Raw genomic sequence first — 24,424 nt, 5'->3', positions numbered from 1 at the left:
CGCCCGCCGTTGCGTAGTCTTTCCGCATCACCCGGGCAGGCTCGATCCCGCCCGGGAACAACACGATCCCGGAGACTCGGATGAAGACGAAACTGGCCGCGCTCGCGGCGCTTGCCGGCTGTTCGGCGCTCGCGCACGCGCAATCCTCCGTCACGCTCTACGGCGTGATCGACACGGGCCTGCTGTACCAGAGCACGTCGGCGGCGTCGTTCAGCCCCACCGCGCCGAACACGGGCAAGGTGTTCCGCATGAAGGACGGCGGCATCTACTCGAGCTTCTGGGGCATCAAGGGCAGCGAGGACATCGGCGGCGGCTACAAGGTCAACTTCAAGCTGCAGGGTTCGTTCGACAGCGGCACCGGCAAGCTGCAGCTGAGCGATACGCCGGGCGCCGTCGCGATCTTCAACCAGGTCGCGTCGCTCGGCGTGTCGGGCCCGTTCGGCACCTTCACGGCCGGCCGCCAGATCGTGCCGATGATCTATGCGATGGCCGACACCGACGTGCGCAGCGCGCAGTTCTTCGGCAGCGTGCTGACTGCGTGGCTCGGCCTGAACACGGCGGCCGGCTGGCCCGGGACGAGCACCAACGGCGCGATCGGCGCGCTGTACGACAGCAATGCGCTCGTCTACCAGTCGCCGGTGTTCGCGGGCGCGTCGATCGCGCTCGAATACGCGCCGGGCGGCGTGGCCGGGCAGTTCCAGGGCGGCACGCGCGAATCGGTCGTGCTCAAGTATGCGAACGACGGGCTGAACGCGTCGGCCGTGTACTACAACGGGCACGACACGAACCCGGCGCCGGGCGTTGCGCCGACCGGCGTCGACAACAACCGCTTCGTCTATGTCGGCGCGAAATACACGATCCGCGATTTCTCGGTGTCGGCGTCGTATGGGAACGGCAAGAACCCCGCGCATTCGAACCGGGCGAATTTCGACATGCTGTCGGCCGGCATCGGCTATCGCTTCACGCCCGCGCTGCAGGTCACGTCGGCCGTGTATTACCTGAAGGATCGCAACGTCTCGGCGAACAAGTCGACGTCGGTCGTGCTCGCGGCCGACTACAGCCTGTCGAAGCGCACGACGGTCTATGCGCAGGTCGGCCACGTGAACAACCGCGGCACGATGGACCAGATGCTCGTGTACGGGCAGCCGGTCGCGCCGGGCGTCGGCACGACGGCCGCGATGGTCGGGCTGCGGCATAGCTTTTGAGGGGGGCGCGGAGCCGGGGGCGCCTAGCTCGGGGCGCGTAGCCGGGGGCGCCTGGCTGGAAGCCCCTGCGGCAAGCTTTCCGCAAGCCTGCCGGGGCACCCACAGCACCGATTTGTCAGATCGGCTACAGTGGGCGCTTTGGCGCGGCCGGCCACGCCCGCTCTCGCGTGACCCCGCCGTTCCCGAGCCGTGAACGGCCGGTCACGCGCGGCGGCGCAGCGAGCCGCAGATGACCCACCCCGACGAGCGAACCTTCATGCCCGATCTGTCCGCCTTCCCGATCACGCAAAAATGGCCGGCCCAGCATCCCGACCGTCTCCAGCTCTACTCGCTGCCGACGCCGAACGGCGTCAAGGTGTCGATCATGCTCGAGGAAACCGGCCTGCCGTACGAGCCGCACCTCGTGCGCTTCGACACGAACGACCAGTTCTCGCCCGCGTTCCTGTCGCTGAACCCGAACAACAAGATCCCGGCGATCATCGATCCGGACGGCCCCGACGGCAAGCCGCTGCCGCTGTTCGAATCGGGCGCGATCCTGATCTATCTCGCGGACAAGACCGGCCAGTTGATCCCGAAGGATCTCGCCGGCCGCTACGAGACGATCCAGTGGGTGATGTTCCAGATGGGCGGCATCGGGCCGATGTTCGGCCAGGTCGGCTTCTTCCACAAGTTCGCCGGCCGCGACTACGAGGACAAGCGCCCGCGCGACCGATACGTCGACGAGTCGAAGCGCCTGCTCGGCGTGCTCGACGCGCATCTCGCGAACCGCCAGTGGGTGATGGGCGATACCTACACGATCGCCGACATCGCGATCTTCCCGTGGGTGCGAAATCTGGTGGGTTTCTACGAAGCGGGCGATCTGGTCGGCTTCAGCGAATTCCGCAACGTCGCGCGCGCGCTCGACGCGTTCGTCGCCCGCCCGGCCGTCGCGCGCGGGCTCAACATCCCGGCACGCACCTGATCCGCGCAGCCGGCCGCACATCCGTCGCGCCGGCAACCCGACAGTCCGCCGCCTCGCGCGGCGGGCCGATGCGGCCGCGCGGCGCCCAGCCGTGCGACGAGACTAACCGCCCCCGCCGCCAGCCTCACCCAACCCCGCCAGCAGCTTGCCGAGCAGCCGCGCGAGCTGCGCCTGCTCCGAAGCCGACAGCGCGTCCAGTATCGCGCGCTGGTTGTCGATGTGCGCGACGACCGCTTCGTCGATCAGCGCGCGGCCGGTCTCCGTCAGCGCGACGAGCGTGCCGCGCCCGTCGGCCGGGTTCGGCCGGCGCTCGACCCAGCCGGCTTTCTGCAGCCGGTCGATGCGCGCGGTCATCCCGCCCGACGACATCATCAGCGCGTCGTACAGCGCCGTCGGCGTCAGCGCGAACGGCGCACCGCCGCGCCGCAGCGTCGCGAGCACGTCGAATTCGCCCGGCTGCATCCCGTAGCGCGCGAACAGCGGATTGAGACGGTCGCGCGCGATCACGAGCGCCGCTTCCTGCAGCCTGCCCATCACTAGGGTCTGTTTACATACGGAACGCACATGCGTTGCCACGAGAACGGCCGCTCGCGAGGCGTGCGACGCCGCGAATACTGGACGTATCGCCAAGGAGCACAACGCGGCGAGCGGCCGTTCTCGTGGCAACCCCAAATTAAAAAATTCATTCCAGGGGAATGCCCGAAATCGCCCGCATGGCGGCGTCGCGCGTCGCTTGTTTGGCTCGGCCAAACGGCGCTCCTTCCTCCTTGCCCTGCGGGCGATTTCGGGCATTCGCATGTGCGTTCCGTATGTAAACAGACCCTAGCATCGACGACGCGTCGAGATCCGGACGCTCGTTACGCCATTGCGCGAGCGCATGCGCGGCTCGATCCACCCCGTCCATTAACCCTCCTCGGTCTGCCAGTTATCTTGACGTCGAGATAAATCGGCGTTTATCTTGATGTCGAGATACTTTACATGAAAATCGCGCGGCGTCCGCCTCGACGCCGCGCGCGTCACCGAGGGCCACACGATGAATCGCTTCACTTCCCCCGGATGGCGGCTCGCTGCCATCGTGCTCGTCGGGCTGAACCTGCGGCCGGCGCTTGCCGCGGTCGGCCCGCTGCTCGACATGATCCAGCGTGCGACCGGCATCGGCGACGGCGCGGCGAGCCTGCTGACGACGATCCCGATCCTGCTGATGGGGCTCGGCGCGCTGAGCGCGCGGCGCCTGCAGCGCGTGACCGGCATCGCGGGCGGCGTCGGGATCGGCATCGTGCTGATCGGCGTCGCGTGCGCGGCGCGCGTCGGCGCGCAGCACGCGTGGCTGCTGCTCGCGAGCGCCTGCTGCGCGGGTGTCGGGATCGCGATGGTGCAGGCGCTGCTGCCCGGCTTCGTGAAGGCGCATTTCGCGACGCGGATCGGCGGTGCGATGGGCGTCTATTCGACGTCGATCATGGGCGGCGCCGTGCTCGCGAGCGTCGTCGCGCCGTTCGCCGCGGCCCGCTGGGGCTGGCTCGCCGCGCTCGCGGGCTGGGCGCTGCCGGCCGTCGTCGCGGCGGCCGTGTGGCCGTTCGCAAGCCGTGGCGGCGCGCCGGTCGCCGCCGCGTCGCCGGTGCTCGCGCGGCCGTCGCGCTCGCCGCGCGCGTGGCGGCTCGCGCTGTTCTTCGGCGTCGCGACCGGCGCGTACACGCTCGTGCTCGCGTGGCTGCCGCCCTACTACATGCGGCTCGGCTGGTCGCCGACGGCGGCCGGCAGCCTGCTCGGCGGCGTGACGCTCGCGGAGGTCGTCGCGGGCCTGACGGTCTCGGCGACGATCGACCGCCTGCCCGATCGCCGGCCCGCGCTGCATGCGGCGATCGCATCGCTGTTCGTCGGGCTCGTGCTGATGCTCGCGTCGCCGGAGGGGCTCGCGTTGCCCGCCGCGCTGCTGATGGGCGCGGGGATCGGCGCGCTGTTTCCGCTGTCGCTGATCGTCACGGTCGACCATGCGGCGACGCCGGCCGATGCCGCATCGCTGACGGGGTTCGTGCAGGGCATCGGCTACCTGATCGCCGGGCTGTTTCCGTTCGCGGCCGGCATCGTGCGCCAGCATCTCGCGGACCTGACGCCCGCGTGGGTCGCGATGGCCTGCCTGTGCGTCGCGCTGTTCGCGCTGGCGTCCGGCTTCGCGCCGCACGTTGCGCGGCGCGTCGCGCGCGCGTGAGCGCAGGCGCGGGAGCGGGAGCGGCAGGTAGCAACCGCAACGAAAAGCGCCGTCAGTCCGCGCTCGCGTACAGCGTCGAGTCCGCAAACCCTTCGGCGTCGAGCACGCGCCCGATCAGGATCAGCGCGGTGCGCTCGATCTGCGTGCCCCGCACCTTGCCGACGATGTCGGCAAGCGTGCCGGTCACGCGTTCTTCATCCGGCCAGCTCGCGCGATAGATCACCGCGACCGGGCAGTCGGCGCCGTAATGCGGCAGCACTTCGTCGACGATGCGCGCGAGATGGCGCACGCCGAGATGGATCGCGAGCGTCGCGCGGTGCGCGGCGAGCGAGCCGAGCGCTTCGCCTTCCGGCATCGTCGTCTTGCCCGCGAAGCGCGTGAGGATCACCGTCTGTGCGACGCCGGGCAGCGTCAGCTCGACGCCGAGCGTCGCCGCGCACGCGGCCGTGGCCGTCACGCCGGGCACGATTTCGTACGGAATCCCAAGTGTCTTGAGGCGGCGGATCTGTTCGCCGATCGCCCCATACAGCGACGGGTCGCCCGAATGCACGCGCGCGACGTCCTGCCCTTTCGCGTGCGCAGCGGCGAGCAGCGCGACGATGGCGTCGAGGTCGAGCTCGGCCGTATTGACGACCTGCTCCGCGCGATGGCCGTCAAGCACGGCGGGCGGCACCAGCGAACCCGCATACAGGATCACCGGGCACGTGCGCACGAGGCGCTGGCCCTTCACCGTGATCAGCTCCGGGTCGCCGGGGCCCGCGCCGATGAAATACACCGTCATCGAAAAATCTCCGTCAGTTCATGGGATGACCGGCCGCGCGGCGTCAGGCGCGCGCGGCCGGATCGAGCGCGTCGACGAGCGCCGCGGCCGAGTCGAACGCGCGGTCGGCGTCGGGCAGCGGCGGCCGGCGCAGCATCACGACCGGCAGCCTGCGTTCGCGCGCGACGTCGAGCTTGGCCTCGGTGGCCGCGCCACCGCTGTTCTTGCTGACGACGACGTCGATGCCCGCCAGCGCGAACAGCGCGCGCTCGCCGTCGAGCGTGAACGGCCCGCGCGCGGCGACGACCTGCGCACGCGCGTTGCCGGCATGCGCATCGAGGCAGCGCACGAGCCAGAACTGGTGCGGCGGGATCGCGTCGAGATGGGCGAGCGGTTCGCGGCCGAGCGTGAACAGCGGCCGCCGGAACGGCGCGAGCGCGGCTTCGATGCCGGCCCAGTCGTCGACGATGCGCCAGTCGTCGCCGGGTTGCGGCGACCACGGCGCGCGGCGCAGCGCCCACAGCGGCACGCCCGCTTCACGCGCCGCGGCGGCGGCATTCGCGCTGATTTGCGCGGCATACGGATGCGTCGCGTCGATCACGAGGCCGATGCCGGCGTCGCGCAGATACGCGGCCAGCCCGGCCGCGCCGCCGAAACCGCCGACGCGCACGTCGCAGCGCAGGTCGTCGGGCACCTTGCCGAGACCGGCCAGGCTGTAGACGTGACGGGGCCCGAGCGCGCGCGCGATCTTCAGTGCGTCGCCGGTGCCGCCGAGCAGCAGGATGCGCGCGCTCATCGCGCGGCCCCGACGAAGCGGCCCTGCCGGTCGATCGCGAACATCTCGACCGCAACCGACGGCGGCACGATGTCGCGCGCGACGCGCAGCGCGTGCGCGCAGACGAGATCGCCGAGCGGCACGCCGTCGGCGTGCGCGAGCTTCAGCGCTTCCTGGCTCGTGTTCGCGGCGCGCATCGCCGCCTGCAGCGCGTCGCCGGCGCCGGCCTCGGCCGCCCACTGCGCGAGCAGCGGCAGGTCGATGCTCGAATGGCGGCTGTGCAGGTCGAGATGGCCGGCCGCGAGCTTGCTGAGCTTGCCGAAGCCGCCGCACATCGACAGCCGCGCGACCGGTGCGCGCCGCAGGTGCTTGAGCACCGCGCCCGCGAAATCGCCCATCTCGATCAGCGCCATGTCGGGCAGGTGGTAGTGCGCGCGCATCGCATCCTCGCTCGCGTTGCCCGTGCACGCGGCGATATGCGCGATGCCGTTCGCCCGCGCGACGTCGATGCCCTGGTGGATCGACGCGATATAGGCCGAGCACGAGAACGGCCGCACGATGCCGGTCGTGCCGAGGATCGACAACCCGCCGACGATGCCGAGGCGCGGGTTCATCGTCTTCAGCGCGAGCGCCTCGCCGCCCTCGACGCCGATCGTCACGTCGAAGCCGCCCGCATAGCCGTGCTCGGCCGCCAGCGCTTCCAGGTGCGCCGTCATCATCTGGCGCGGCACCGGGTTGATCGCCGGTTCGCCGACCGGCAGCGTCAGCCCCGTGCGCGTGACCGTGCCGACACCCGGCCCCGCGTGAAAACGCACGCCGGGCGCCGCCGCGAGCGCGACGCGCGCGAAGATCAGCGCGCCGTGCGTGACGTCCGGATCGTCGCCGGCATCCTTGATCGTGCCGGCTTCCGCGCCGTCGGCCGTGGCCCGGCAGAACGCGAGCCGCATCATGACGCGCTGCCCCTTCGGCAACACGATCTCGACCGCGTCGTCCGCACGCCCCGCGAGCAGCAGCCGCGCGGCGGCGAGCGACGTCGCGGTCGCGCAACTGCCGGTCGTGTAGCCGAAGCGCAGCGGCGCGGGCTGTTCGGGGGTCTCGTCGCGCATCACGCGTCCGTCGTAGTCGTCGTGGCCGGCGATGCCGCCGTGTCGACCGTGTCCGGCTTGCGCACGTCGTACAGCGTGACCGGCAGCGGCTGTCGCCACGTATCGAAGCGGCCGAGCGGCTCGGCGTGCGCGAGCGACACGCGCGTGAGCGTGCCGCCGTGCGTCTCGCGCCAAGCGGCGAGCGCCAGCTCGCCCTGCAGCGTGACCGCGTTCGCGACCAGCCGGCCGCCGGGCTTCAGCGACGCCCAGCATGCGTCGAGCACGCCGGCCGCGGTCGCCCCGCCGCCGATGAAGATCGCGTCGGGCGCGGCGAGCCCCGCGAGCGCATCGGGCGCGCGGCCCGCGACGAGTTGCAGGCCCGGCACGCCGAGCGCGTCGCGGTTGTGCTCGATGAAACGCTGCCGCTCCGCATGCGCTTCGATCGCGATCGCCCGGCATGACGGATGCGCGCGCATCCATTCGATGCCGATCGAGCCGCTGCCGGCGCCGACGTCCCACAGCAGCTCGCCGGGCACGGGCGCGAGGCGGCCGAGCGTCATCGCGCGCAGGTCGCGCTTGGTGAGCTGGCCGTCGTGGCGGTACGCCTCGTCGGGCAGGCCGGGCGTGAGCGCGCGGCGCGGCGCGTCGGGCGCCGCGCGGCAGTCGAGCGCGACGAGATTCAGCGCCGCGGTCTCGTCGACCGCCCAGTCGTGCGCGAGCGCATCGATGCGCCGCTCGAGCGGGCCGCCCAGATGCTCGAACACGCTGATGCGGGTCGGCCCGAAGCCGCGTGCGACGAGTTCGGCGGCGACGGCGGCCGGCGTCCGGCCGTCGGCGCTCAGCACGAACAGCCGGCGGCCCGGCAGCAGGTGGCGCGCGAGCATCGCGAGCGGACGGCCGACGAGCGAGACCGCGCCGACATCCTGCAGCGGCCAGCCGAGGCGTGCGGCCGCCAGCGACAGCGACGACGGCGCGGGCAGCACGCGCCATTCGTCCGGGGACAACGTGCGCGCGAGCGTGGCGCCGACGCCGAACAGCATCGGGTCGCCGCTGGCGAGCACGCACACGGGCGACGTGCGCCGCGCGAGCACGCCCGCGAGGTCGAACGGCGACGGCCACGCTTCGCGCGCGGCCGGCAGCCGTGCGGGCAGCATGTCGAGATGCCGCTTCGCGCCGACGACGAGCGTCGCGTCGAGCAGCGCGCGGCGCGCGCGGCGGCCGAGCCCCGCGTAACCGTCGTCGCCGATCCCCACTACCGTCAGCCACGCCGTCATGCACCCTTCCCCATCGTTCGTCGTTCCGCTCAGTTGCGTTGCGTTGCGCGGCGATCCGCCGCCGCGCGCCGGTCCGCCTTGCCCTATCCCAGTCTGTCACGGCGCCATCGTACCATCCGGGCGACTGCCCGCTTTCCGGCCGAAAGCCGCGCCAGTCCCGCCTTCCGGCGCTCGTTTGCTCCGGCGGCACCCGAAAAATCGGGTATCCTACGGCCGTTCGTTCGCCGGTGCCCTTCGGGGCCGAAGAGGGAACACAGGGCGCGCCGCGCGCCGCTGTGGCTGCCCCCGCAACTGTAGACAGCGAGCCCGCCTCCATCTCGCGCCACTGGCTTGTCCGGGAAGGCCGGGAGCCGGCGCCGACCTGTCAGCCAGGAGACCTGCCGGCCAGAAAGTGCGTGCGTGCCAGTCGGCGTCGGGCGGGGTGTACCGACGCGTTGGCCGCGGCGCGACACTGCCCCGGTACCCCGTTGAGTTCCGCCCCCGTTCCGTCTGCTTCACCCGTCGTGCGCCCGTCGGCTTGCCCGGGGCTCGTGCGCGTGGTCGCGGCCGCCGACGGCGGGCTGTGCCGGATCAAGCTGCCGGGCGGACGGCTCGACGCGCGTCAGGCGCGCGCGATCGCCGCCGTCGCCCGCGCGCACGGCTCCGGCGTGATCGAAGCGACCAATCGCGCGAACCTGCAATTGCGCGGCATCCGCAACGGCGAAGCGGCCGCGCTCACCGCCGCGCTGCTCGGCGCCGGCCTCGGCCCGCTCGTTGACGCCGACGGCAACGCCGCCGCGCTCGCCGCGAGCGACGACGTCCGCAACGTGATGCTCAGCCCGCTCGCCGGCCACGACCCTGCCGCGCTCGTCGACAGCCGCGCGCTCGCGGCGCCGCTCCTCGACATGCTGGCGCGCGAGCCGCGCCGCGGCGAGCTGTCGCCGAAATTCTCGATCCAGCTCGACGGCGGCGAATCGGTTGCGGCGCTCGATCATCCGCACGACATCTGGCTGGCCGCATGGCGTCGCGGCGACGGCGCGGTGCGCGTCGCGGCCGGGCTGGCCGGCTGCCCGCCGGTCGCCCCCGGCGATGCGCCGGCGTGCGCCGACGTCGCGCCCGGCGACGCCGTCGCGCTGGTGCGCGCGCTGCTGCTCGCGTTCCTCGATCTCGCGCCGGCGGACGTCACGCGGATGCGTGCGCTGCTCGCGACGCACGGCGAGCGCGCGCTGCTCGAACGCGCGCAGGCGTATCTGCCGTTTCCGCTTGCCGCCGATCCCGCGCTCGCCGCGTGGCGGCGCGCGCCGTCCGCGCCCGCGCTGCGTTTCGGCGTGCTCCCGTCGCGCGATGCCGCGCACTGCAACGTCGGTGCGCACTTCCCGCTCGGCCGGCTCGACGCCGAACGCCTCGACCAGCTGGCCGCGCTCGCGGACGCGCACGGCGACGGCACGCTGTCGATGACGCCCTGGCAAGGCGTGTTCGTCCATGGCGTCGCTACCGGCGACGCGCCCGCGCTGCGCGACGCGCTCGCCGCGCTCGGCCTCGTGTGTGAACCGACGCATCCGCTCGCGTCGCTCGTCGCGTGCACCGGCAGCGCGGGCTGCGCGAAGGCGCGCGCCGACACGAAACACGACGCGCTCGCGCTCGCCGCGCGCATCGGCCATGCGGTCGACGTGCACCTGACCGGCTGCGAGCGGCACTGCGCGCTGCCGCATCCCGCGACGCACACGCTCGTCGCGGTTGCGCCCGCGCGCTACGACCTTTACCGGCGCGATGCGGCCGCGGGCCTCGGCGCCCCGCTCGCGCGCCATCTGACGATTGACCAGGCCGCGGCCCGACTGACGGGCGCGCGGCACAGCCAGGACACCACCGATGCTTGACTACATTCGCGACGGGCAGGAAATCTATCGCCAGTCGTTCGCGACGATCCGCGCCGAGGCCGACCTGTCGCAGGTTCCGCCCGACCTCGAGAAACTCGCGGTGCGCGTGATCCATGCGTGCGGGATGGTCGACGTCGTCTACGACCTGCGCTTCTCTCCCGGCGCGGGCGCGGCGGGCCGCGCGGCGCTGGCCGCCGGCACGCCGATCCTGTGCGACGCGCGCATGGTCGCCGAAGGCATCACGCGCGCGCGGCTGCCGGCCGGCAACCGCGTGATCTGCACGCTCGGCGAGCCGGAGGTGCCCGGTCTCGCACGGGATCTCGGCAACACGCGTTCGGCCGCCGCGCTCGAACTGTGGCGTCCGCACCTCGCCGGCAGCGTCGTCGTGATCGGCAATGCGCCGACCGCACTGTTCCACCTGCTCGACATGATCGACGCCGGCGCGCCGCGCCCCGCGCTGATCCTCGGTTTCCCGGTCGGCTTCATCGGTGCGGCCGAATCGAAGGCGCTGCTCGACGCCGAGAGCCGCGGTGTCCCGTACGTCACGCTGCTCGGCCGCCGCGGCGGCAGCGCGATGGCCGCTGCGGCGGTCAACGCACTCGCGACGGAGGCCGAATGACGACCGCGCGCGGACGCCTGTTCGGGGTCGGCGTCGGCCCCGGCGATCCCGAACTGATGACGATCAAGGCGCTGCGCGTGCTGCAGGCCGCGCCCGTGGTCGCGTATTTCGTCGCGAAGGGCAAGAAAGGCAACGCATACGGCATCGTCGAGGCGCACCTGCGGGACGGACAGACGCAACTGCCGCTCGTCTACCCGGTGACGACCGAGGCACTGCCGCCGCCGCTCTGCTACGAGACGGTGATCGCCGACTTCTACGACACGGCCGCGGAGATCGTTGCCGCGCACCTCGATGCGGGGCGCGACGTCGCAGTGATCTGCGAAGGCGACCCGTTCTTCTACGGCTCGTACATGTACCTGCACGACCGCCTCGCGCCGCGCTACGACACCGAGGTGATCCCCGGCGTATGCGCGATGCTCGGCGGCACCGCCGTGCTCGGCCAGCCGCTCGTCTATCGCAACCAGAGCCTGTCGGTGCTGTCGGGCGTGCTGCCCGAGCACGAGTTGCGCACGCGGCTCGCGCAGGCCGATGCGGCCGTCGTGATGAAGCTCGGCCGCAATTTCGACAAGGTGCGGCGCGTGCTCGACGAGCTGGGGCTCGCGAAGCGCGCGCGGTACGTCGAGCGCGCGACGATGGCGAGCCAGCGCATCGTGCCGCTCGACGAAGTCGATCCGATGGCGTCGCCGTATTTCTCGCTGCTCGTCGTGCCGGGGGAAAAATGGCAAGGATGACGACCCCGCCCGCGATCGTGATCCTCGGCGCGGGCGCGCTCGATACCGCGCGGCGCATTCAGGCGCGCTATCCGGGGGCGCGCGTGCATGGCCTCGCATCACGCGTCGCCGCCGACGTGCCGTTCGACGATCTCGGCGCGCACTTGCGCGAACTCTATGCGCGCGGCCTGCCGATCGTCGCGCTGTGCGCGGCCGGCATCGTGATCCGCTGCATCGCTCCGGCGCTTGCCGACAAGGGCGTCGAACCGCCCGTGCTCGCGGTGGCGGAAGACGGCTCGGCCGTCGTGCCGCTGCTCGGCGGGCTGACGGGCGTCAACGTGATGGCGCGCGAAATCGCCGCCTGCGTCGGCGTTGCGCCGGCGATCACGACGAGCGGCGAACTGCGCTTCGGCGCGTGCGTGCTCAATCCGCCGGAAGGCTATGCGCTCGCCGATCTCGCCCAGGGCAAGCGTTTCGTGTCGGATCTGCTCGCGGGCGCATCGACGCGCGTCGACGGCGCGGCGCCGTGGCTCGACGACGTCGCGCTGCCGCGCGACGCCGCCGCAGCGCATGCGATCCGCGTGACGCCCGAAGCCTGGCGCGGCACGCGTGACGAGCTCGTGATTCATCCGCGCAGTGTGGTGATCGGCATCGGCGCGCGTCTGCCGTCATCGGCCAGCGAGGCCGCCCCGCTCGACGCACGCATCGGCGCGTTGCTCGACGCACAGGGCCTCGCGCCGCAAGCGCTGGCTGCGCTCGTCGCGCCGGCGACGATGATCGGCGACGTGGCGCTCGAAGCGGCCGCCGATGCGCTGGGCGCGCCGCTGCGCTTCGTCGATGCCGACGTCGATGCCGATCCCGATGCCGCGGCGTCCGACGTGCTCGAACGCGCACTGCGCGTGCCGCACACGCGGCACACGCCGCTCGACGGGCTCGCCTGCGCGGTCGCGCCGCATCCGGTCGATCCCGCCACGCTCGGCCGTGCACGCGGCCGCCTGACCGTGCTCGGGCTCGGCCCGGGCGGCGCCGCGTGGCTCACGCCGGCCGCGCGCGCCGCGCTTGCGGACGCGACCGACATCCTCGGCTACACCACCTACGTGAACATGGCCGGCCCGTTCCGCGACGACCAGCGCGTGCACGGCACCGACAATCGCGAGGAGATGCAGCGCGCGCGCCATGCGTTCGAGCTCGCGGCCGAGGGCCGGCGCGTCGCGGTCGTGTCGTCCGGCGACCCGGGCGTGTTCGCGATGGCCGCGGCCGTGCTCGAGGCGCTCGACGACGCGCGCGACCTGCGCTGGGCCGCGGTCGACCTGCGTGTGGAGCCCGGCATCTCGGCGTCGCTCGCGACGGCCGCCCAGGCCGGCGCGCCGCTCGGCCACGATTTCTGCGCGATCTCGCTGTCGGACAACCTGAAGCCGTGGGACGTGATCGAAACGCGCCTGCGGCATGCGGCGCAAGCCGATCTGGTGATGGCGTTCTACAACCCGATCTCGCGCGCGCGGCCGTGGCAGCTCGATCGCGCGCTCGATGTCGTGCGCGCGCATCGCACGGCCGATACGGTGGTCGTGCTGGGCCGCGACATCGGCCGGCCGGGCGCGACGCTCGCGACGACGACGCTCGGCGCGTTGCGCAGCGACCAGGTCGACATGCGCACGATGGTGATCGTCGGCTCGTCGACCACGCGCCGCTTTTCCGTCAACAATGGTCGGGATTGGGTGTACACGCCGCGCTGGTATCGCTGAATGCGCGCCGGGCCGCGCGCCCGGCGCCGTATCGAATGCACGCAATCATTTCGCACCTCGATTCAAACAAAATAAAAGCGCAGTCAAGGATTCCCGATTGATCTGCAATCCTCCAAGATGGGCACGCCGCCGGCCGGGTCCAACCCATGCCCGGTCCGATTACGGCGGTGATACGCAAACCAGCGTAGCGCTCATCACCATGGAGAACACAATGCACAACAATGTGTTGCCGCGTTTCATCCCGCGCGCGCTTGCCGCGGGTTGCCTGCTCGCCGGCGCGAGCGTTTCGCAGGCGGCGGGCGCCTTTGCGCCTTACGTCGACGTGACGCTCTATCCGACGCCGCTCGTCGACCAGATCGGCGTCCGGCAAGGCATCCAGCAGTTCACGCTCGCGTTCGTGGTCGCGGGCAGCGGCTGTACGCCGTCGTGGGGCGGCGTACAGCCGATCGGCAACGGCGCGAGCGGCGGCCTGCTCACGTCGATCGGCACCGCCGTCACGAACTATCGCGCGAAAGGCGGCGAAGTCGCCGTGTCGTTCGGCGGCGCGAACGGCACGCCGCTGATGCAGGCGTGCACGAGCGTCCCCGCGCTGAAGACCGCGCTCCAGACCGTGATCGACACGTACGACCTCACGCACATCGACTTCGACATCGAGGGCGCGTCGCAGCTCGACACGGCCGCGGTCGCGCGCAACTTCCAGGCCGTCGCCCAGCTGCAGGCCAGCTACGCGGCGAAAGGCAAGCCGCTGCACGTCACGCTGACGCTGCCGACGATGCCGACCGGGCTCACGCAGGACGGCCTGAACGTCGTCAACGCGGCGATCGCGAGCAAGGTCAACCTCGACGCGGTGAACGTGATGGCGATGGACTACGGCCCCGCGAACCTCGACATGGGGGCGGCCGCGATCAGCGCGGCGCAGGGGCTCTACTCGCAGCTCGACACCGCGTACAAGTCCGCCGGCCGGCCGTTGAGCAGCTCGCAGCTCTGGCAGATGGTCGGCGTTACGCCGATGATCGGCGTGAACGACGTGCAGGGCGAAACCTTCACGCTCGCGAATGCGCAGAGCGTGCTGAACGCGGCGGTCGCCAACGGCTACGGCTTCTTCGGCAACTGGTCGGCGACTCGCGACAAGCAGTGCGACAGCAACAGCGGCTATGCGTCGCCGACCTGTTCCGGCGTCGCGCAGCAGCCGTATGCGTTCGCGACGATCTTCAAGCAGCTCGGCGGCAAGTGGGGAGCGGGCGTCACGCAGGATCCGAACTACGGCGGCGGCTCGGACGGCGGCACGCCGCAACCGGGCGCGCCGTGGTCCGCGAGCCAGGTGTACAACGCGGGCGCGACGGTCACGTACCAGGGCGTCACCTACCAGGCGCAATGGTGGACGCAGGGCGACGTGCCCGGCCAGTCGTCGGTGTGGAAGGCCGTGAACGGCGGCACGGCCACGTGGTCGGCGACCGCCGCGTATTCAGGCGGCACCTGCGTGATGTACCAGGGCGCGAAATACTGCGCGAAATGGTGGACGCAAGGCGACAACCCGAGTGCGGGCGGCGTGTGGGTGAAGTCGTGACGGCGCGCATGCGGGCCGTCAGCACGGGCCGCTAACGGCGCTCCCGTGACCCGAACCGGGCCGCGTCGGCATCAGTCTGCGCCGGCGCGGCCCGGCCGCTAGCGAGCGCGGTTCGACGACCCTGCCCGAGCCTCGAGGAGGACGGACGCGATCCGGTTGCCGCGCCGCACTGCCGTTCGCTAAGCTGGCATTCCGACGGTCCCGAATCCGGAGCTTTCATGAAACGCTTGCTGCTGGCCGCCGTGACGATCGCGGCGACGCTGTGCGTCACGCACGCGCAGACCCAGACCTATCCATTCGGCGAAGGCGGGACGCAGCCGCAGGGCGCGGCGCAACCGGCGCAACCCGCGCCGCTGCCGGGCGCGGTGCAGACCCCGCCGCTGCCGCAGGGCGCGGTGCCGACGTCGCGGCCCGCGCCGCGGCGGCCGCACGCGAGGCCGCATCGGCATCACCGCCACGCGGCAGTCAAGCGGCATCGCCACCACGTTCGGCATGCCAGGCCGACGCGACACGGGATCTACCGGTATTCGTGAAGCGGCGGCGGCACGCCATCCATTGTTTCGGATGGCGATGCATCTTTTGCTCACCATTTCGCACGAGTTAACCTATTCTTTCGGCAACGCGGGTCGGTGAGCGCTCGGTCGGACGTGTGTTCGTGCGTCCCGGCAAGAGCGGCCATTGATCGCCACATCGGCAGCGGCACGCCGAATTTGTCAGATGAAAGACGGTTGCCCGTCATTGGCCTGTTGCAAGCGGCTCGCGTGCGACAGGTGCGGAACACCGCGCACGTGCGCGGCCGTCAGGACCCTCATCGAACGCCGTCCGCCGGCACGCGGACGGCGGCGACCGGCGTCGCGATTCCCGCCGACGCCGTGCGCAGGAAGCCGGTTGCACCCACGACGCGCGCGTGACGCCGCGTCACTTTTTGCGAGCCCGACATGACGAGCCTGTACACCTACCGCGGATACACGATCGAAGTGCGCTGCGAGCATCAGCCGGCCGAGGCGGCCGACATGGCCGCGCCGGCCCCCGGCTACGTCGCCGTGGTCCAGGTGCGGGCGGGCCATACTTCGTCGATCTTCTTCTCGCCGGTGCGGCTCGCGGACGATCGCGGGCAACCGTTCGCCGACAGCCTGGACGCGCTCAGCGCGGGCCGCACGGCCGGCGAGATCATCGTCGACGACCTGCTGTCGAGCGCCGGCTCGTATTGACGCAGCCCGGGCGCGCCGACACCGGTGAGAAACGCGAAGGCGCTCGTCAGCGCAATCGTTTGCGCCGAAGTTCGTGGCCTTGATACACGACGACGAAGGCGCCGAGCATCATGATGCCGACGGCCACGAATTCGCTCAGCCGGGCCGGGGCCTGGCGCAACGCCGGATACACGCCGACGCCGATGCCGGCGGCAATCATCGCGATGCCCGCGATCAGTCCTCCGATCGATCCGGAAGTAGTCTTGTCGAAGTCGCTCATGTCGTTACACCCGTAGCCAATATTGTTCTGGTCAGGCGCGACGCGCGGGGAGCATGAGCCCGCGCATCGTCGCCTTCCGGTGCTCGACTATATCCGGCCATAAATGGGCCGACGATTTTCCCGGCGATGCGTGCGTGAGGTGTCGTTTCGGCGCGACGCGGGACCGCGCTGCTATCATCCGGTCCGGCTGTTCGGGCTGTACGTCGGCCAACCGAAGCGATTTCCGAAACCACTATAAATACCCATGAATTTCGCCTGCGTCTGCGGAACCGTCATCTACGACCAAACCGATTTCCTGGCCAACAAGGCGTACCTGATCGCGGATCAGGATTGGGAAGATTTTGCCGAAGCGAGCCATTCGCGCGGCTACGTCGATCGTTCGTATGCGCGCGCCTGCTATCAATGCCCGTCATGCGGCAGGCTGCACGTCGACGACAACGCGCGCCAACTGATTGCGTTCGCGCCGGAGACGACCGGAACGCAACCCGTGCTCAGGTCGATCAAGGGTGACCTCTGGAAGGCGCCGTTGATCGGCGCGTGGACATCCAAACCGTTCGCGGGCCAGCCCAACGGCGACCTCTATTGCGACGGCACGGAGGGCGCCGCGGAATCCTACGACACCTGGGAAGCGCTGGAGCAGGCCTACTTCGCGCTGTTCTTCCGGCTGAAAGGGTTCGGTTTGCTGAGGTCGGCGCTGCTCCGGAAGGACGGCAAGCAGGTTCATACATGGCGTGACGACGATCGCTGACGCCCCGCCGCTCACGATCGCAGGAATTTCCCGGCCCTGCGCTCGAGCAGCGCGATCAGTTCCGGCTGCATGAACGCGTACTTGTCGGGAATGTCGAGGCAGACGATTTTCTTGTTGCGCAAGTCCGCGCCGAACTGCTTCGACAGCCTTGCCTTGTGCGAGCGCTCCATCACGAAGATGATGTCGGCCCAAGCGATCTGCTCGCACGACACGATCGACTCCGCATCGGGCGCGACGCCGGCCGAATCCGTTTCGATGCCCGGCCAGCCGGCGAACCATTCTTCCGCCGTCGGGCTTCGCAGCCGGTTCCGGCTGCAGATGAAGAGTGCCCGCGTCATGCCGGATGCGATCAGCCTTGCGGCATCGTGCCGGGCCGAAGATACGCGAGCATGTGCGACACGTAGTCGGCCTTGCCGAGTTCGACACCATGGTGGCGCAGGATCGCGTAAGCGGTGATCGCGTGGAAGTTGAACTGCGGCAGTGCCCAGTCGCGCGCGTACTGCTCGCCCGTCATGTCGAAGACGACGCCGTTGGGCAGTTCGAGCGCAATCGGCAGTGCGCCGCCTGCGTCGAGCGCGTTAGGCGACAGGCCGTCGAGCAACGCAAGCGCGTCGGCAAGGCGCGCCTTCGCATCGGACCACGTGCCCGGCTGCGCGTTGGCATTCCATCCTTCCTGCCGCACCGCCAGCAGCGCTTCCGGAAGCGGTTCGCCGCGCAGCCGGCAGACGGGCTCAAGCGCTTGAAAGCAGGCGAAGCGGATCTGGGCCGCGAGCGGATACATGTCTGCGGCAAGCCGCTCGGACAGCAGCGCATCCGGCTCGGCGTCTATCGCCTGCCGATGGGCTGCGGCCTTGTCAAGCCACGACGACAGGCCACGCAGAAACTGGGTGAAGGTCGGGACGAGAAGCTGGGTCAGCGACACGAAATCCTCCGATGGCTACGGGTCGCGTAACGATAGCAGCGCGGCGGGAGGTGGCGCAACGACGGCGATAACGGGTCATTGCTGACATTTGTGTATCGGCATTGACGCTCCACGCTCGTGTCCTCATTGAGCCGAGGGTGTCGCCTGCGGTGAAGCACAAGCACTCGATTTGGGGAGCTCGTGCACGAAAGCATGGTATCGTTGCTGCGGATCGAATTTCGCGTTCGCCTCCGCGTTCATAAGCGCGTCAGCAATGTCAGTGCCACATTTCCGCACAAGCTCGATTCGATTGATCGGATCCTTGTTCACGTGCTGGTTGGAAGCGAAGCAAACTGACGCAATCGGTTTAGGATTGGCCTGAGCCGCCCAGGTCAAATACATCCCATGCAAACACTGATCGACGTCAATAAAGAGCTTCTGTAGCCGCATCAACAGTACCGCCGGGTCAGCGATCGACGCGCCTGCAGGGCCAGCATCATCCGGCACAACCGATTTCGCGAGTTGTACATTTGCAAAGAGACTTGTCCCGAAGTCCGATGCGGCTTGCTCATACTCTCGATTCTTGTCCCGTACTTCCTCCGCTGGAATGGTGTGAGTCAGCGCGTCATAGAGGCGGTAGCTTCGAAGTTCGAGCAAATAGATCGATTGGACGAGACGCGCGGTGGCCAGCCGGTGGGCTTCGACTTCTTTGACGTTCAGTTCTGCGGTACGGTCCTGCCGCTCCCTCCAACTTGAATACATGGTCCCGAGCACTCCGGTCAGAAGGAAACCCAGTATCAAAAGTACCGACGGATGACGAAAAAAGCGATCCGGAAACGAGCGGTGGTTCGCAGGCTTCGCCCGGAACCCGACTGTTCGATTTTTCATTTCATTCGGTGTCCTCTTGATTGCTGTCGGTGCCCGGCCAATGCCCGGTTTCGCCCATCGGCCTACCGCCATTTTCCAGTACCTCCCGAGCACAAAGCCGGCCAGAACACCGCCCACAAGAATTACAGCCCCTACCCACGACGTCGCCCATAACACCGTTGGGAGATCCGGTTGGACCTTCGGGGCGACGACTGCGGCGATCTCGCGCGCATCGATTTGCGTCATACGCGGAATCTCGTTGATCCCATAGACGCAGATCTCGCCGCTCGGCAACTTGCAAAACCGCGCTGGAGGACATTGCGTCAGAATATTCTGCGTCACCCCTTGACCGCATATGGCGCCCGCACCCTTCAGTACCTGGAGCATTACTTCCGGGTACTTGGTAATCTGCTCAGGCATGACTCGTCCCCTCACGCGACTACGTCCTCCGACAGTCGTTGCGCGCGACTACGTTCGCACCCATCCCTGTTACGGTTGACTGTCGGCGGCATCTCGATTCCGGATCACAGGATCACCGCAATCTCACGATCTCGGGCGCGCCCTCAACCTGAGCAAGATCGCATTCGAGTTCGAGACCAGCCTGAGGCAACCAGACGCCTACGGTGAATCCGCCCCATGCCTGGAGGCGCAGCCGGGCGCGGTTTCCTCGAAAGGCAACTTTCAGCGCCGACGGCGAGAAGGTCGGGTGAAGGACGAACCATGCGAAGTCACCGAGCCCGATCTTGATCGATCGCTCCGCCTCCACCGTCAGGACGACCGTGACCCAGTCGCGGTGTTTTGTCGGTTCGAACGCTGCCATCAGGTGAAAGCCGCTTTCACTGGCCTGCCCGCCGAATCTGCCTCTGTTGGGATCCTTGTCAGGTCCCGGCGCTCGGCTTAGCGCCGGCATCCGGGAGAGGCCATACTCGGGCACGTCCTCCGACCGCTCGTCGGCTGTGGACAAAACCACATCGTTATTCGGCAAACCCCGGAGCGCGTCCCGGCCTCCTCCAATAATCGCGATCTGGCCGGCGCTTACCTGCCCTTCGAATATGATCGACGTGTCTCTATGACGTAACTTTCCGGACGCCTGCCGATACGGCACAAGGACGTTACGCTCTTTCAGCGCAGCCAGATCGCGTGCAAGCCAAGTGAATGTCCATCCCACGCCGCGTTGAAGCGGCAGTTCACGATGCCAGCGGCCGTAAAGCCGATCGAATCGCTTCACAATCGCCGAATCGACGCGAGGACTGCTCGTTTTGAGATAGTCGGCGATGCCTGCCGCCATCTCCGCGAAAAGCTGGTTGGTGTAGCGGTAGTACGGCGATCCTGCAACTTGTGCCTTCGCGAGAAATGCGATCGCATCGGCGACGGCCTCGTCCTGCGCCTGGCGAGAGGCGGAGTGCGCTGAGGCAAGCGCCTGGCTGGCGCGGATGACGTGTGCATCGAAAGCCCAGCCGGCGCGTTCGACAAGCTTGTCGGCCCATACCCGTTCGATCGGCTGGAATATCTCCGGAAAGCGGATCGCAAGGAGCCCCGTGAGGATCGCAGCCCAAGGATCAGCCCAGTCGGCGAACTGTGTCGCCAGATCACCCTTGCCGACCACATCGTCGCGAACCGCGGCTGCCTCTGCGGACGTTCCTGCATCCAATGCCCGAGCCAGCGCTCGCAGCTTCGGATCGACCGGTATGACGCTGAACTCGAGATCGGCGGGTGCGAAGGACGGCGCCGCGACCATGATCCTCGTCCCGCCGCGATAGAGCGGGAGCAGGCATCTTTCGACCCGCACCTGCTCGATGGCCACCGATAGCCTGACTCGATGTCCGGCCCAGCGATCGCGATGCAGGTCTGTCGGAAGCTCGATTTCAAGCCGTCCGGAAAACAGCGCAATACTCGATTGGCCGGCGAACGTATCGAAGGTTTCTCGGCCACGCTTTTCTTCCGACAGGCCGATCGAGATTCGTCTCTTTTCTTTGGAAACCTCGACCTGTTGCGAACGTCTGGAATCGATGACGCTCTCGCGAACGATGTCACTGAATATCCCGCTCTGATATGACGACAGATCCAGCTTTTCAAGGGCGTTCAGCTTCACCGAATGCGGAACTTCCGCGACCGTTTTCTGGCTATCCGCATCGAAGAAGCTCGTATTGCTGCCGGATGAAGAGAGTGCCGAAAAGGACGGCAGAACGACTTGGTTAGGCTGCCCCTCCCTGACTTCGAAAAGAACGGACTGAGGCGAGACACCGGCGGGGCCGATTTCGACGGAGTAGATGCCGGGTGTCAAATTGTCCCCCTCGAAGGTGCGATTGTCAGGAGTCGCCACCCAATCGGCGATCGTTTGTCCCTCACCCGTGATCCGCACGGTCCCGACGGAAAGGTCGCTTGGCGCTTCAAAATGCAGGCTCGTTTTCATGGCACGGACACCCACCGATCGAACAAGGGTTCCTTGGGCTGCAACAGCAGCGGATAGTGGTCAGCACCCTTCACCGCGATGGCATAGAGCGCATCGAGACCGGGCGGAACCGTCGTGAACCATGCGCTCGGGTCACCCGCATCCCTGCTCTTCAGCCACGGCTGTGTCGGCTCGCTCTTCTGGCTGATCACGAAGTTGTAGTGGGGCATCCGGTCCGGCGGATCGGTCATGACGACGATCGGCAATTCGAACCCGTCGGGAAACACGATCGGGATCGGATCCGTCTGCGTGACAGCCGGGTAAGGTTCGAAGGGTTCGTTCTCGCTCCAGTGGCTGAAAAAGACGCGTCGCAGAGACTTGAGATCGCCAAGCAAGTCACGACAAGTAACGCCCCATCTGTTATGGGACCACCGCGCAGACGAGCCACTCAGCCCTTTCAGCACTGCCTGAGTGAAGCGCCCGAATTTGAAATCGCTGCCATTCCGGTCCGTTCCCTCGTAGGCCAGTTGGCCCTCAGCCGCCGCACATAACAGCGATACTTGGTTGCTGCTCGTCGCAAACAGGTTAGGCCTATGGAAGAACCGGCAATCCTGCGCGTCCTCGAGTTCGAAGTCGCGCACAAATTGACCGCACGCATCGGAAAACATGAAAGCCGCGGAAATGGACTGGCTTTTTCCCAGCGCACGCGCAAGTGAGCCCAGGTTGATATGCGTCCAGACATTAACCAGGCTTTGGTTCAGGTCTTCGAGGAACAAGACCGGCTGCTGGAGATGCGATGCGCCATGCCCGCAACAATAGAAGAACGCAATATTGCCCGGTTCGGCGACGACGCGTTCATACCATTCCAGTCCCCTCTTCTTAACGTTGGCCTCGGTAGCCGAGTCGACCGGCCCGCGAGCCCACGGGTAGCGTCCACCGGGATCCACCGGATCAGAAATCAGCGCGTCGAGTGTCGCAAGCGGCGCAGCGAGCCGGTCCTGATTGCCGAGCAACCAGTCGCACATGAGCTTGGCGCTGTCCGCCGCACTCGGGAGATTCGGAACCCCGCGAAGGATATCCAGAACGCCCCTGTTCGCCTTCGCGTCCGGGTAATTGCCCACGCCGATGACGAAGGCGTGGGTCTTGGGCCCCTTGACTGGCCGATCGAGCATGAGTGGCATCGTCTTGACCTCACAAAACCCCGAAGTCCTGAAGACGCGTGCGCGAACGGGCATAGAACTGCGGCCGCTGGAAGTATTTCGAGTGCGCGTCCGCAATCCCCGTCACGGAGTTGAACGCGAGGTCGACAGCGCCGTCGAAGATCATGTCCGTTCGGAAGGCCAGCGGATCGATTGGGTCGAAGATATTGAGCCAATGCTTGACGCAGTCGGGCTTGCGACGCACCGATCCGGACGGCAGGTTGTGCGCGAGAAGATCGAGCGCGGCGAAGAGGCCGGGCTGCGAGCCGACGGTCAAAAGCGCATCGACCTTGAAGCCGTCAGGAAGGTTTGCCGAATCGGGATTCGTCAGCATGTCGACAAGTATGACGCCGCCCATGCTGTGCCCGACCACCACGAGCGGCCCCTTGCCAGCCTGGACCTCCGCATATGCATTGGCGAGGGCCTTCCCGACTTCGCTTCGTATGCTCTGTCGATGCGCCCCTTCCTTCAGGTAGACGAACACGTCACCGAAGAAAAGGCCAACGGCAGGGCTGAGGCTGCCTCGAATAGCATCGAAGCCGAGCGTCGACGCCACGTTGCGTACCCGATCCGTAACGGCGGAGATGGCTTCGCCGATAAGACTTACGACGCCGCCGAACGGTACCGGCGCCCCGGCAGCAAGCTGATCCGCAATCGTCCGAGAGCTTGCGTCCCCATCGAACGCGGTCGCTGCGCTGTCCGACGCGATGAGCTCGGATGCTTTGCGGAACGCCTGAAGTTCCTCCGGCTTGAGACCGCGTTGCTCGCGCGCGGCCCGGTCGACGATCTCCGAACAAATCGCATCAAGCGCCGCCACTGGATCCTGCTTTCCGATGGCGCCAATCGAAACGTCGATCGTGTCTCCTGCCTGCCCGCCTCCTCCCATAAGGCCAGCACCAAGCCCTGGAGCCGCGCCCAAATTGAGCGAGTAGGTCGCCACCCCCTTGTCGGTGTCGAAAACATCGTGCGGGATTGCGGGGACGAATTGCCCCCACAACGGCGAGTGGATTGTGACGTCGCTTCCAGTGAACAGTAATTCGCGAAACAGCTTGTCACGGTTCTCGACTGCATCCTGATACGCCGGCGTATCGCGCGTTGCGACGCCATGAACGAACACCAGTTGTGCCATCTTCCTTCCCCGGAATGGTATCCACGTGCTTATTTCGAGAGATGCTGCGGCCTGCATCGGCCCCCTCGTGCCCATTTGGTTGCCGGTCACCGTGCTTCACGCGGCATGCGTCATTGCGAAGTGACCGTCGCACTCAATCCGAGGTTGTCGGTTTGCGCATGATCGACGTCGAACTCGTTACCTCCGGAATCTTTTATGACGCGCTGGACGATCTGGTAGCCACGGAACGCTACATCCGGAACATTCGACGCCCCGCGCCAATAATGCTGCGTGGTCAACTGAAAATAGAGTTGGTCCGACGACAAGCCCGAATCGAATCCGACGTAGACGCCCGATGCAAAGCCGGCCGCCGTGACCTGGGCAAACCATTGATTGCAGAACCCGATGATGTCCGCGACGGCGGTGCCGGCCTTGACGCCCTCGAGATCAAGCCAGACGGTGGTGCCAGTGGTGAGACCGGCGGCCGCGGCATGCTGCGCGGCAAGCGCGCCCCATTCGATTCCCATGCCAGGCGTCGGCTCGAACGTGGAAGATTCGCTCGCTGCGCAGCAATGCTGGACTGCCCCCAGCCATAGGCCCGACGCCAGGATTGCGTCGGCCTCGTCCTTGTTCAAATCGCTGGCGCCTGAAGACAGTGGATTGGGGATATAACGTAGGCAGAATTTGTAGCCTCTGTCGACGTAATCCTGGGCCTGCTGGGACGTTAACCGCGAACCGCTATGATCGAATCCGATCGATCCGTTCGGTATGGAAATTGTCGATGTCATTTTATTGGCCTCCTGGCTGCTTCCGCTTATAAGCATTTCGATGATTTACGAGAAAAAACCGCCGCCCCCGAAATCGCTCGCTGAGCACGGACAATAAATTTCACCAAATACCGCTTTTTTGACTTTCCCCGAATTGGCGTGGACAAAATGAAGCCCCTCCGACTGCGGAACTTCGACGCATCAGTCGATCT

Annotated in this window: 24 protein-coding genes, 1 pseudogene and 1 riboswitch; of the genes and pseudogenes, 11 read left to right on the top strand and 14 right to left on the bottom strand. The window is 67.9% G+C overall.

Going from position 1 to position 24,424, the window contains the following annotated elements:
* Nucleotides 1–80: 80 nt before the first annotated feature.
* Both WT26_RS11795 and WT26_RS11790 read left to right on the top strand, forming a co-directional pair.
* Nucleotides 81–1,205, top strand: a complete 1,125-nt coding sequence (locus WT26_RS11795; protein WP_069272942.1) for a porin — start codon at nucleotides 81–83, stop codon at nucleotides 1,203–1,205.
* Nucleotides 1,206–1,461: 256 nt separating this feature from the next.
* Entirely contained in the window at nucleotides 1,462–2,166 is a 705-nt protein-coding gene (locus tag WT26_RS11790) for a glutathione S-transferase N-terminal domain-containing protein (protein ID WP_069272941.1), read from the top strand.
* Nucleotides 2,167–2,268: 102 nt separating this feature from the next.
* On the opposite strand, the pseudogene WT26_RS11785 reads toward WT26_RS11790, so the two are convergent.
* Nucleotides 2,269–2,706: pseudogene (locus WT26_RS11785) on the bottom strand (MarR family winged helix-turn-helix transcriptional regulator); the annotation flags it as partial.
* A 142-nt stretch (nucleotides 2,707–2,848) separates the two neighbouring features.
* Entirely contained in the window at nucleotides 2,849–3,070 is a 222-nt protein-coding gene (locus WT26_RS39030) for a hypothetical protein (RefSeq protein WP_420480937.1), read from the bottom strand.
* Between the two features lie 129 nt (nucleotides 3,071–3,199).
* On the opposite strand from WT26_RS39030, the gene WT26_RS11780 reads away from it, so the two are divergent.
* Entirely contained in the window at nucleotides 3,200–4,372 is a 1,173-nt protein-coding gene (locus WT26_RS11780) for an MFS transporter (protein WP_069272939.1), read from the top strand.
* A 52-nt stretch (nucleotides 4,373–4,424) separates the two neighbouring features.
* Here WT26_RS11780 and cobM read toward each other — a convergent pair whose 3' ends face one another.
* Genes cobM through WT26_RS11760 form a run of 4 tightly spaced genes read right to left on the bottom strand, consistent with a single transcriptional unit; the run spans nucleotide 4,425 to nucleotide 8,266 of the window.
* The gene (cobM, locus tag WT26_RS11775) at nucleotides 4,425–5,153 is read right to left on the bottom strand and encodes a precorrin-4 C(11)-methyltransferase (protein WP_069272938.1); all 729 of its coding nucleotides are present in this window, start codon (nucleotides 5,151–5,153) and stop codon (nucleotides 4,425–4,427) included.
* Nucleotides 5,154–5,196: 43 nt separating this feature from the next.
* Nucleotides 5,197–5,928 (bottom strand): cobalt-precorrin-6A reductase, encoded by a 732-nt coding sequence (locus tag WT26_RS11770; RefSeq protein WP_069272937.1) that lies wholly within the window; start codon nucleotides 5,926–5,928, stop codon nucleotides 5,197–5,199.
* The gene (locus WT26_RS11765; protein WP_069272936.1) at nucleotides 5,925–7,013 is read right to left on the bottom strand and encodes a cobalt-precorrin-5B (C(1))-methyltransferase; all 1,089 of its coding nucleotides are present in this window, start codon (nucleotides 7,011–7,013) and stop codon (nucleotides 5,925–5,927) included. The genes WT26_RS11770 and WT26_RS11765 overlap by 4 nt, the downstream gene beginning before the upstream one ends.
* A complete protein-coding gene (locus tag WT26_RS11760; protein ID WP_069272935.1) occupies nucleotides 7,013–8,266 on the bottom strand; it encodes a bifunctional cobalt-precorrin-7 (C(5))-methyltransferase/cobalt-precorrin-6B (C(15))-methyltransferase in 1,254 nt (417 codons plus the stop codon). The genes WT26_RS11765 and WT26_RS11760 overlap by 1 nt, the downstream gene beginning before the upstream one ends.
* Nucleotides 8,267–8,474: 208 nt before the next feature.
* A riboswitch (cobalamin riboswitch) is annotated at nucleotides 8,475–8,666 on the top strand.
* Between the two features lie 103 nt (nucleotides 8,667–8,769).
* Here WT26_RS11760 and cobG point away from each other — a divergent pair.
* From cobG to WT26_RS11725, 7 genes are all read left to right on the top strand, one after another.
* A complete protein-coding gene (cobG, locus tag WT26_RS11755) occupies nucleotides 8,770–10,122 on the top strand; it encodes a precorrin-3B synthase (protein WP_335622461.1) in 1,353 nt (450 codons plus the stop codon).
* On the top strand, nucleotides 10,115–10,741 hold the full coding sequence (locus WT26_RS11750) for a precorrin-8X methylmutase (protein ID WP_069272933.1): 627 nt from the start codon (nucleotides 10,115–10,117) through the stop codon (nucleotides 10,739–10,741). Before cobG ends, WT26_RS11750 begins: the two co-directional genes overlap by 8 nt.
* A complete protein-coding gene (locus WT26_RS11745; RefSeq protein WP_059526105.1) occupies nucleotides 10,738–11,472 on the top strand; it encodes a precorrin-2 C(20)-methyltransferase in 735 nt (244 codons plus the stop codon). Before WT26_RS11750 ends, WT26_RS11745 begins: the two co-directional genes overlap by 4 nt.
* Nucleotides 11,469–13,193, top strand: coding sequence for a precorrin-3B C(17)-methyltransferase (gene cobJ, locus WT26_RS11740; protein ID WP_069272932.1), 1,725 nt, complete (start codon nucleotides 11,469–11,471; stop codon nucleotides 13,191–13,193). The genes WT26_RS11745 and cobJ overlap by 4 nt, the downstream gene beginning before the upstream one ends.
* A gap of 211 nt (nucleotides 13,194–13,404) precedes the next feature.
* On the top strand, nucleotides 13,405–14,760 hold the full coding sequence (locus WT26_RS11735; protein ID WP_069272931.1) for a chitinase: 1,356 nt from the start codon (nucleotides 13,405–13,407) through the stop codon (nucleotides 14,758–14,760).
* A 218-nt stretch (nucleotides 14,761–14,978) separates the two neighbouring features.
* Complete coding sequence (locus WT26_RS11730) at nucleotides 14,979–15,293, top strand: hypothetical protein (RefSeq protein WP_059592385.1); 315 nt, start codon at nucleotides 14,979–14,981, stop codon at nucleotides 15,291–15,293.
* A gap of 405 nt (nucleotides 15,294–15,698) precedes the next feature.
* A complete protein-coding gene (locus WT26_RS11725) occupies nucleotides 15,699–15,971 on the top strand; it encodes a hypothetical protein (protein WP_042584022.1) in 273 nt (90 codons plus the stop codon).
* A 46-nt stretch (nucleotides 15,972–16,017) separates the two neighbouring features.
* On the opposite strand, the gene WT26_RS11720 is transcribed toward WT26_RS11725, so the two are convergent.
* Nucleotides 16,018–16,230, bottom strand: a complete 213-nt coding sequence (locus tag WT26_RS11720) for a hypothetical protein (RefSeq protein ID WP_010092392.1) — start codon at nucleotides 16,228–16,230, stop codon at nucleotides 16,018–16,020.
* A gap of 244 nt (nucleotides 16,231–16,474) precedes the next feature.
* Here WT26_RS11720 and WT26_RS11715 point away from each other — a divergent pair, with 244 nt between their 5' ends.
* Nucleotides 16,475–16,978, top strand: coding sequence for a hypothetical protein (locus WT26_RS11715; RefSeq protein ID WP_060118125.1), 504 nt, complete (start codon nucleotides 16,475–16,477; stop codon nucleotides 16,976–16,978).
* Nucleotides 16,979–16,989: 11 nt separating this feature from the next.
* Here WT26_RS11715 and WT26_RS11710 read toward each other — a convergent pair whose 3' ends face one another.
* The 7 genes from WT26_RS11710 to WT26_RS11680 form a co-directional block, all read right to left on the bottom strand.
* A complete protein-coding gene (locus tag WT26_RS11710) occupies nucleotides 16,990–17,316 on the bottom strand; it encodes a low molecular weight protein tyrosine phosphatase family protein (protein WP_060104034.1) in 327 nt (108 codons plus the stop codon).
* A gap of 11 nt (nucleotides 17,317–17,327) precedes the next feature.
* Nucleotides 17,328–17,900: a DUF1993 domain-containing protein gene (locus WT26_RS11705; RefSeq protein ID WP_069272930.1), complete on the bottom strand. Its 573-nt coding sequence runs from the start codon at nucleotides 17,898–17,900 to the stop codon at nucleotides 17,328–17,330.
* 123 nt (nucleotides 17,901–18,023) lie between these two features.
* Nucleotides 18,024–19,166 (bottom strand): hypothetical protein, encoded by a 1,143-nt coding sequence (locus WT26_RS38420; protein WP_230461624.1) that lies wholly within the window; start codon nucleotides 19,164–19,166, stop codon nucleotides 18,024–18,026.
* A 112-nt stretch (nucleotides 19,167–19,278) separates the two neighbouring features.
* Nucleotides 19,279–21,159, bottom strand: coding sequence for a pYEATS domain-containing protein (locus tag WT26_RS11695; protein WP_069270166.1), 1,881 nt, complete (start codon nucleotides 21,157–21,159; stop codon nucleotides 19,279–19,281).
* The gene (locus tag WT26_RS11690; protein WP_060137448.1) at nucleotides 21,156–22,319 is read right to left on the bottom strand and encodes a caspase family protein; all 1,164 of its coding nucleotides are present in this window, start codon (nucleotides 22,317–22,319) and stop codon (nucleotides 21,156–21,158) included. Before WT26_RS11690 ends, WT26_RS11695 begins: the two co-directional genes overlap by 4 nt.
* 10 nt (nucleotides 22,320–22,329) lie before the next feature.
* Nucleotides 22,330–23,466, bottom strand: coding sequence for a hypothetical protein (locus WT26_RS11685; protein WP_060137449.1), 1,137 nt, complete (start codon nucleotides 23,464–23,466; stop codon nucleotides 22,330–22,332).
* A gap of 110 nt (nucleotides 23,467–23,576) precedes the next feature.
* Nucleotides 23,577–24,233 carry a glycoside hydrolase domain-containing protein gene (locus tag WT26_RS11680; RefSeq protein ID WP_196222152.1) on the bottom strand — a complete coding sequence of 219 codons (657 nt, stop codon included), beginning with the start codon at nucleotides 24,231–24,233 and terminating at the stop codon, nucleotides 23,577–23,579.
* Nucleotides 24,234–24,424 lie beyond the last annotated feature (191 nt).

The sequence above is a fragment of the Burkholderia cepacia genome (assembly GCF_001718835.1).
Classification (GTDB): domain Bacteria; phylum Pseudomonadota; class Gammaproteobacteria; order Burkholderiales; family Burkholderiaceae; genus Burkholderia; species Burkholderia cepacia_F.
This window is presented reverse-complemented; position numbering and strand designations above follow the sequence as displayed.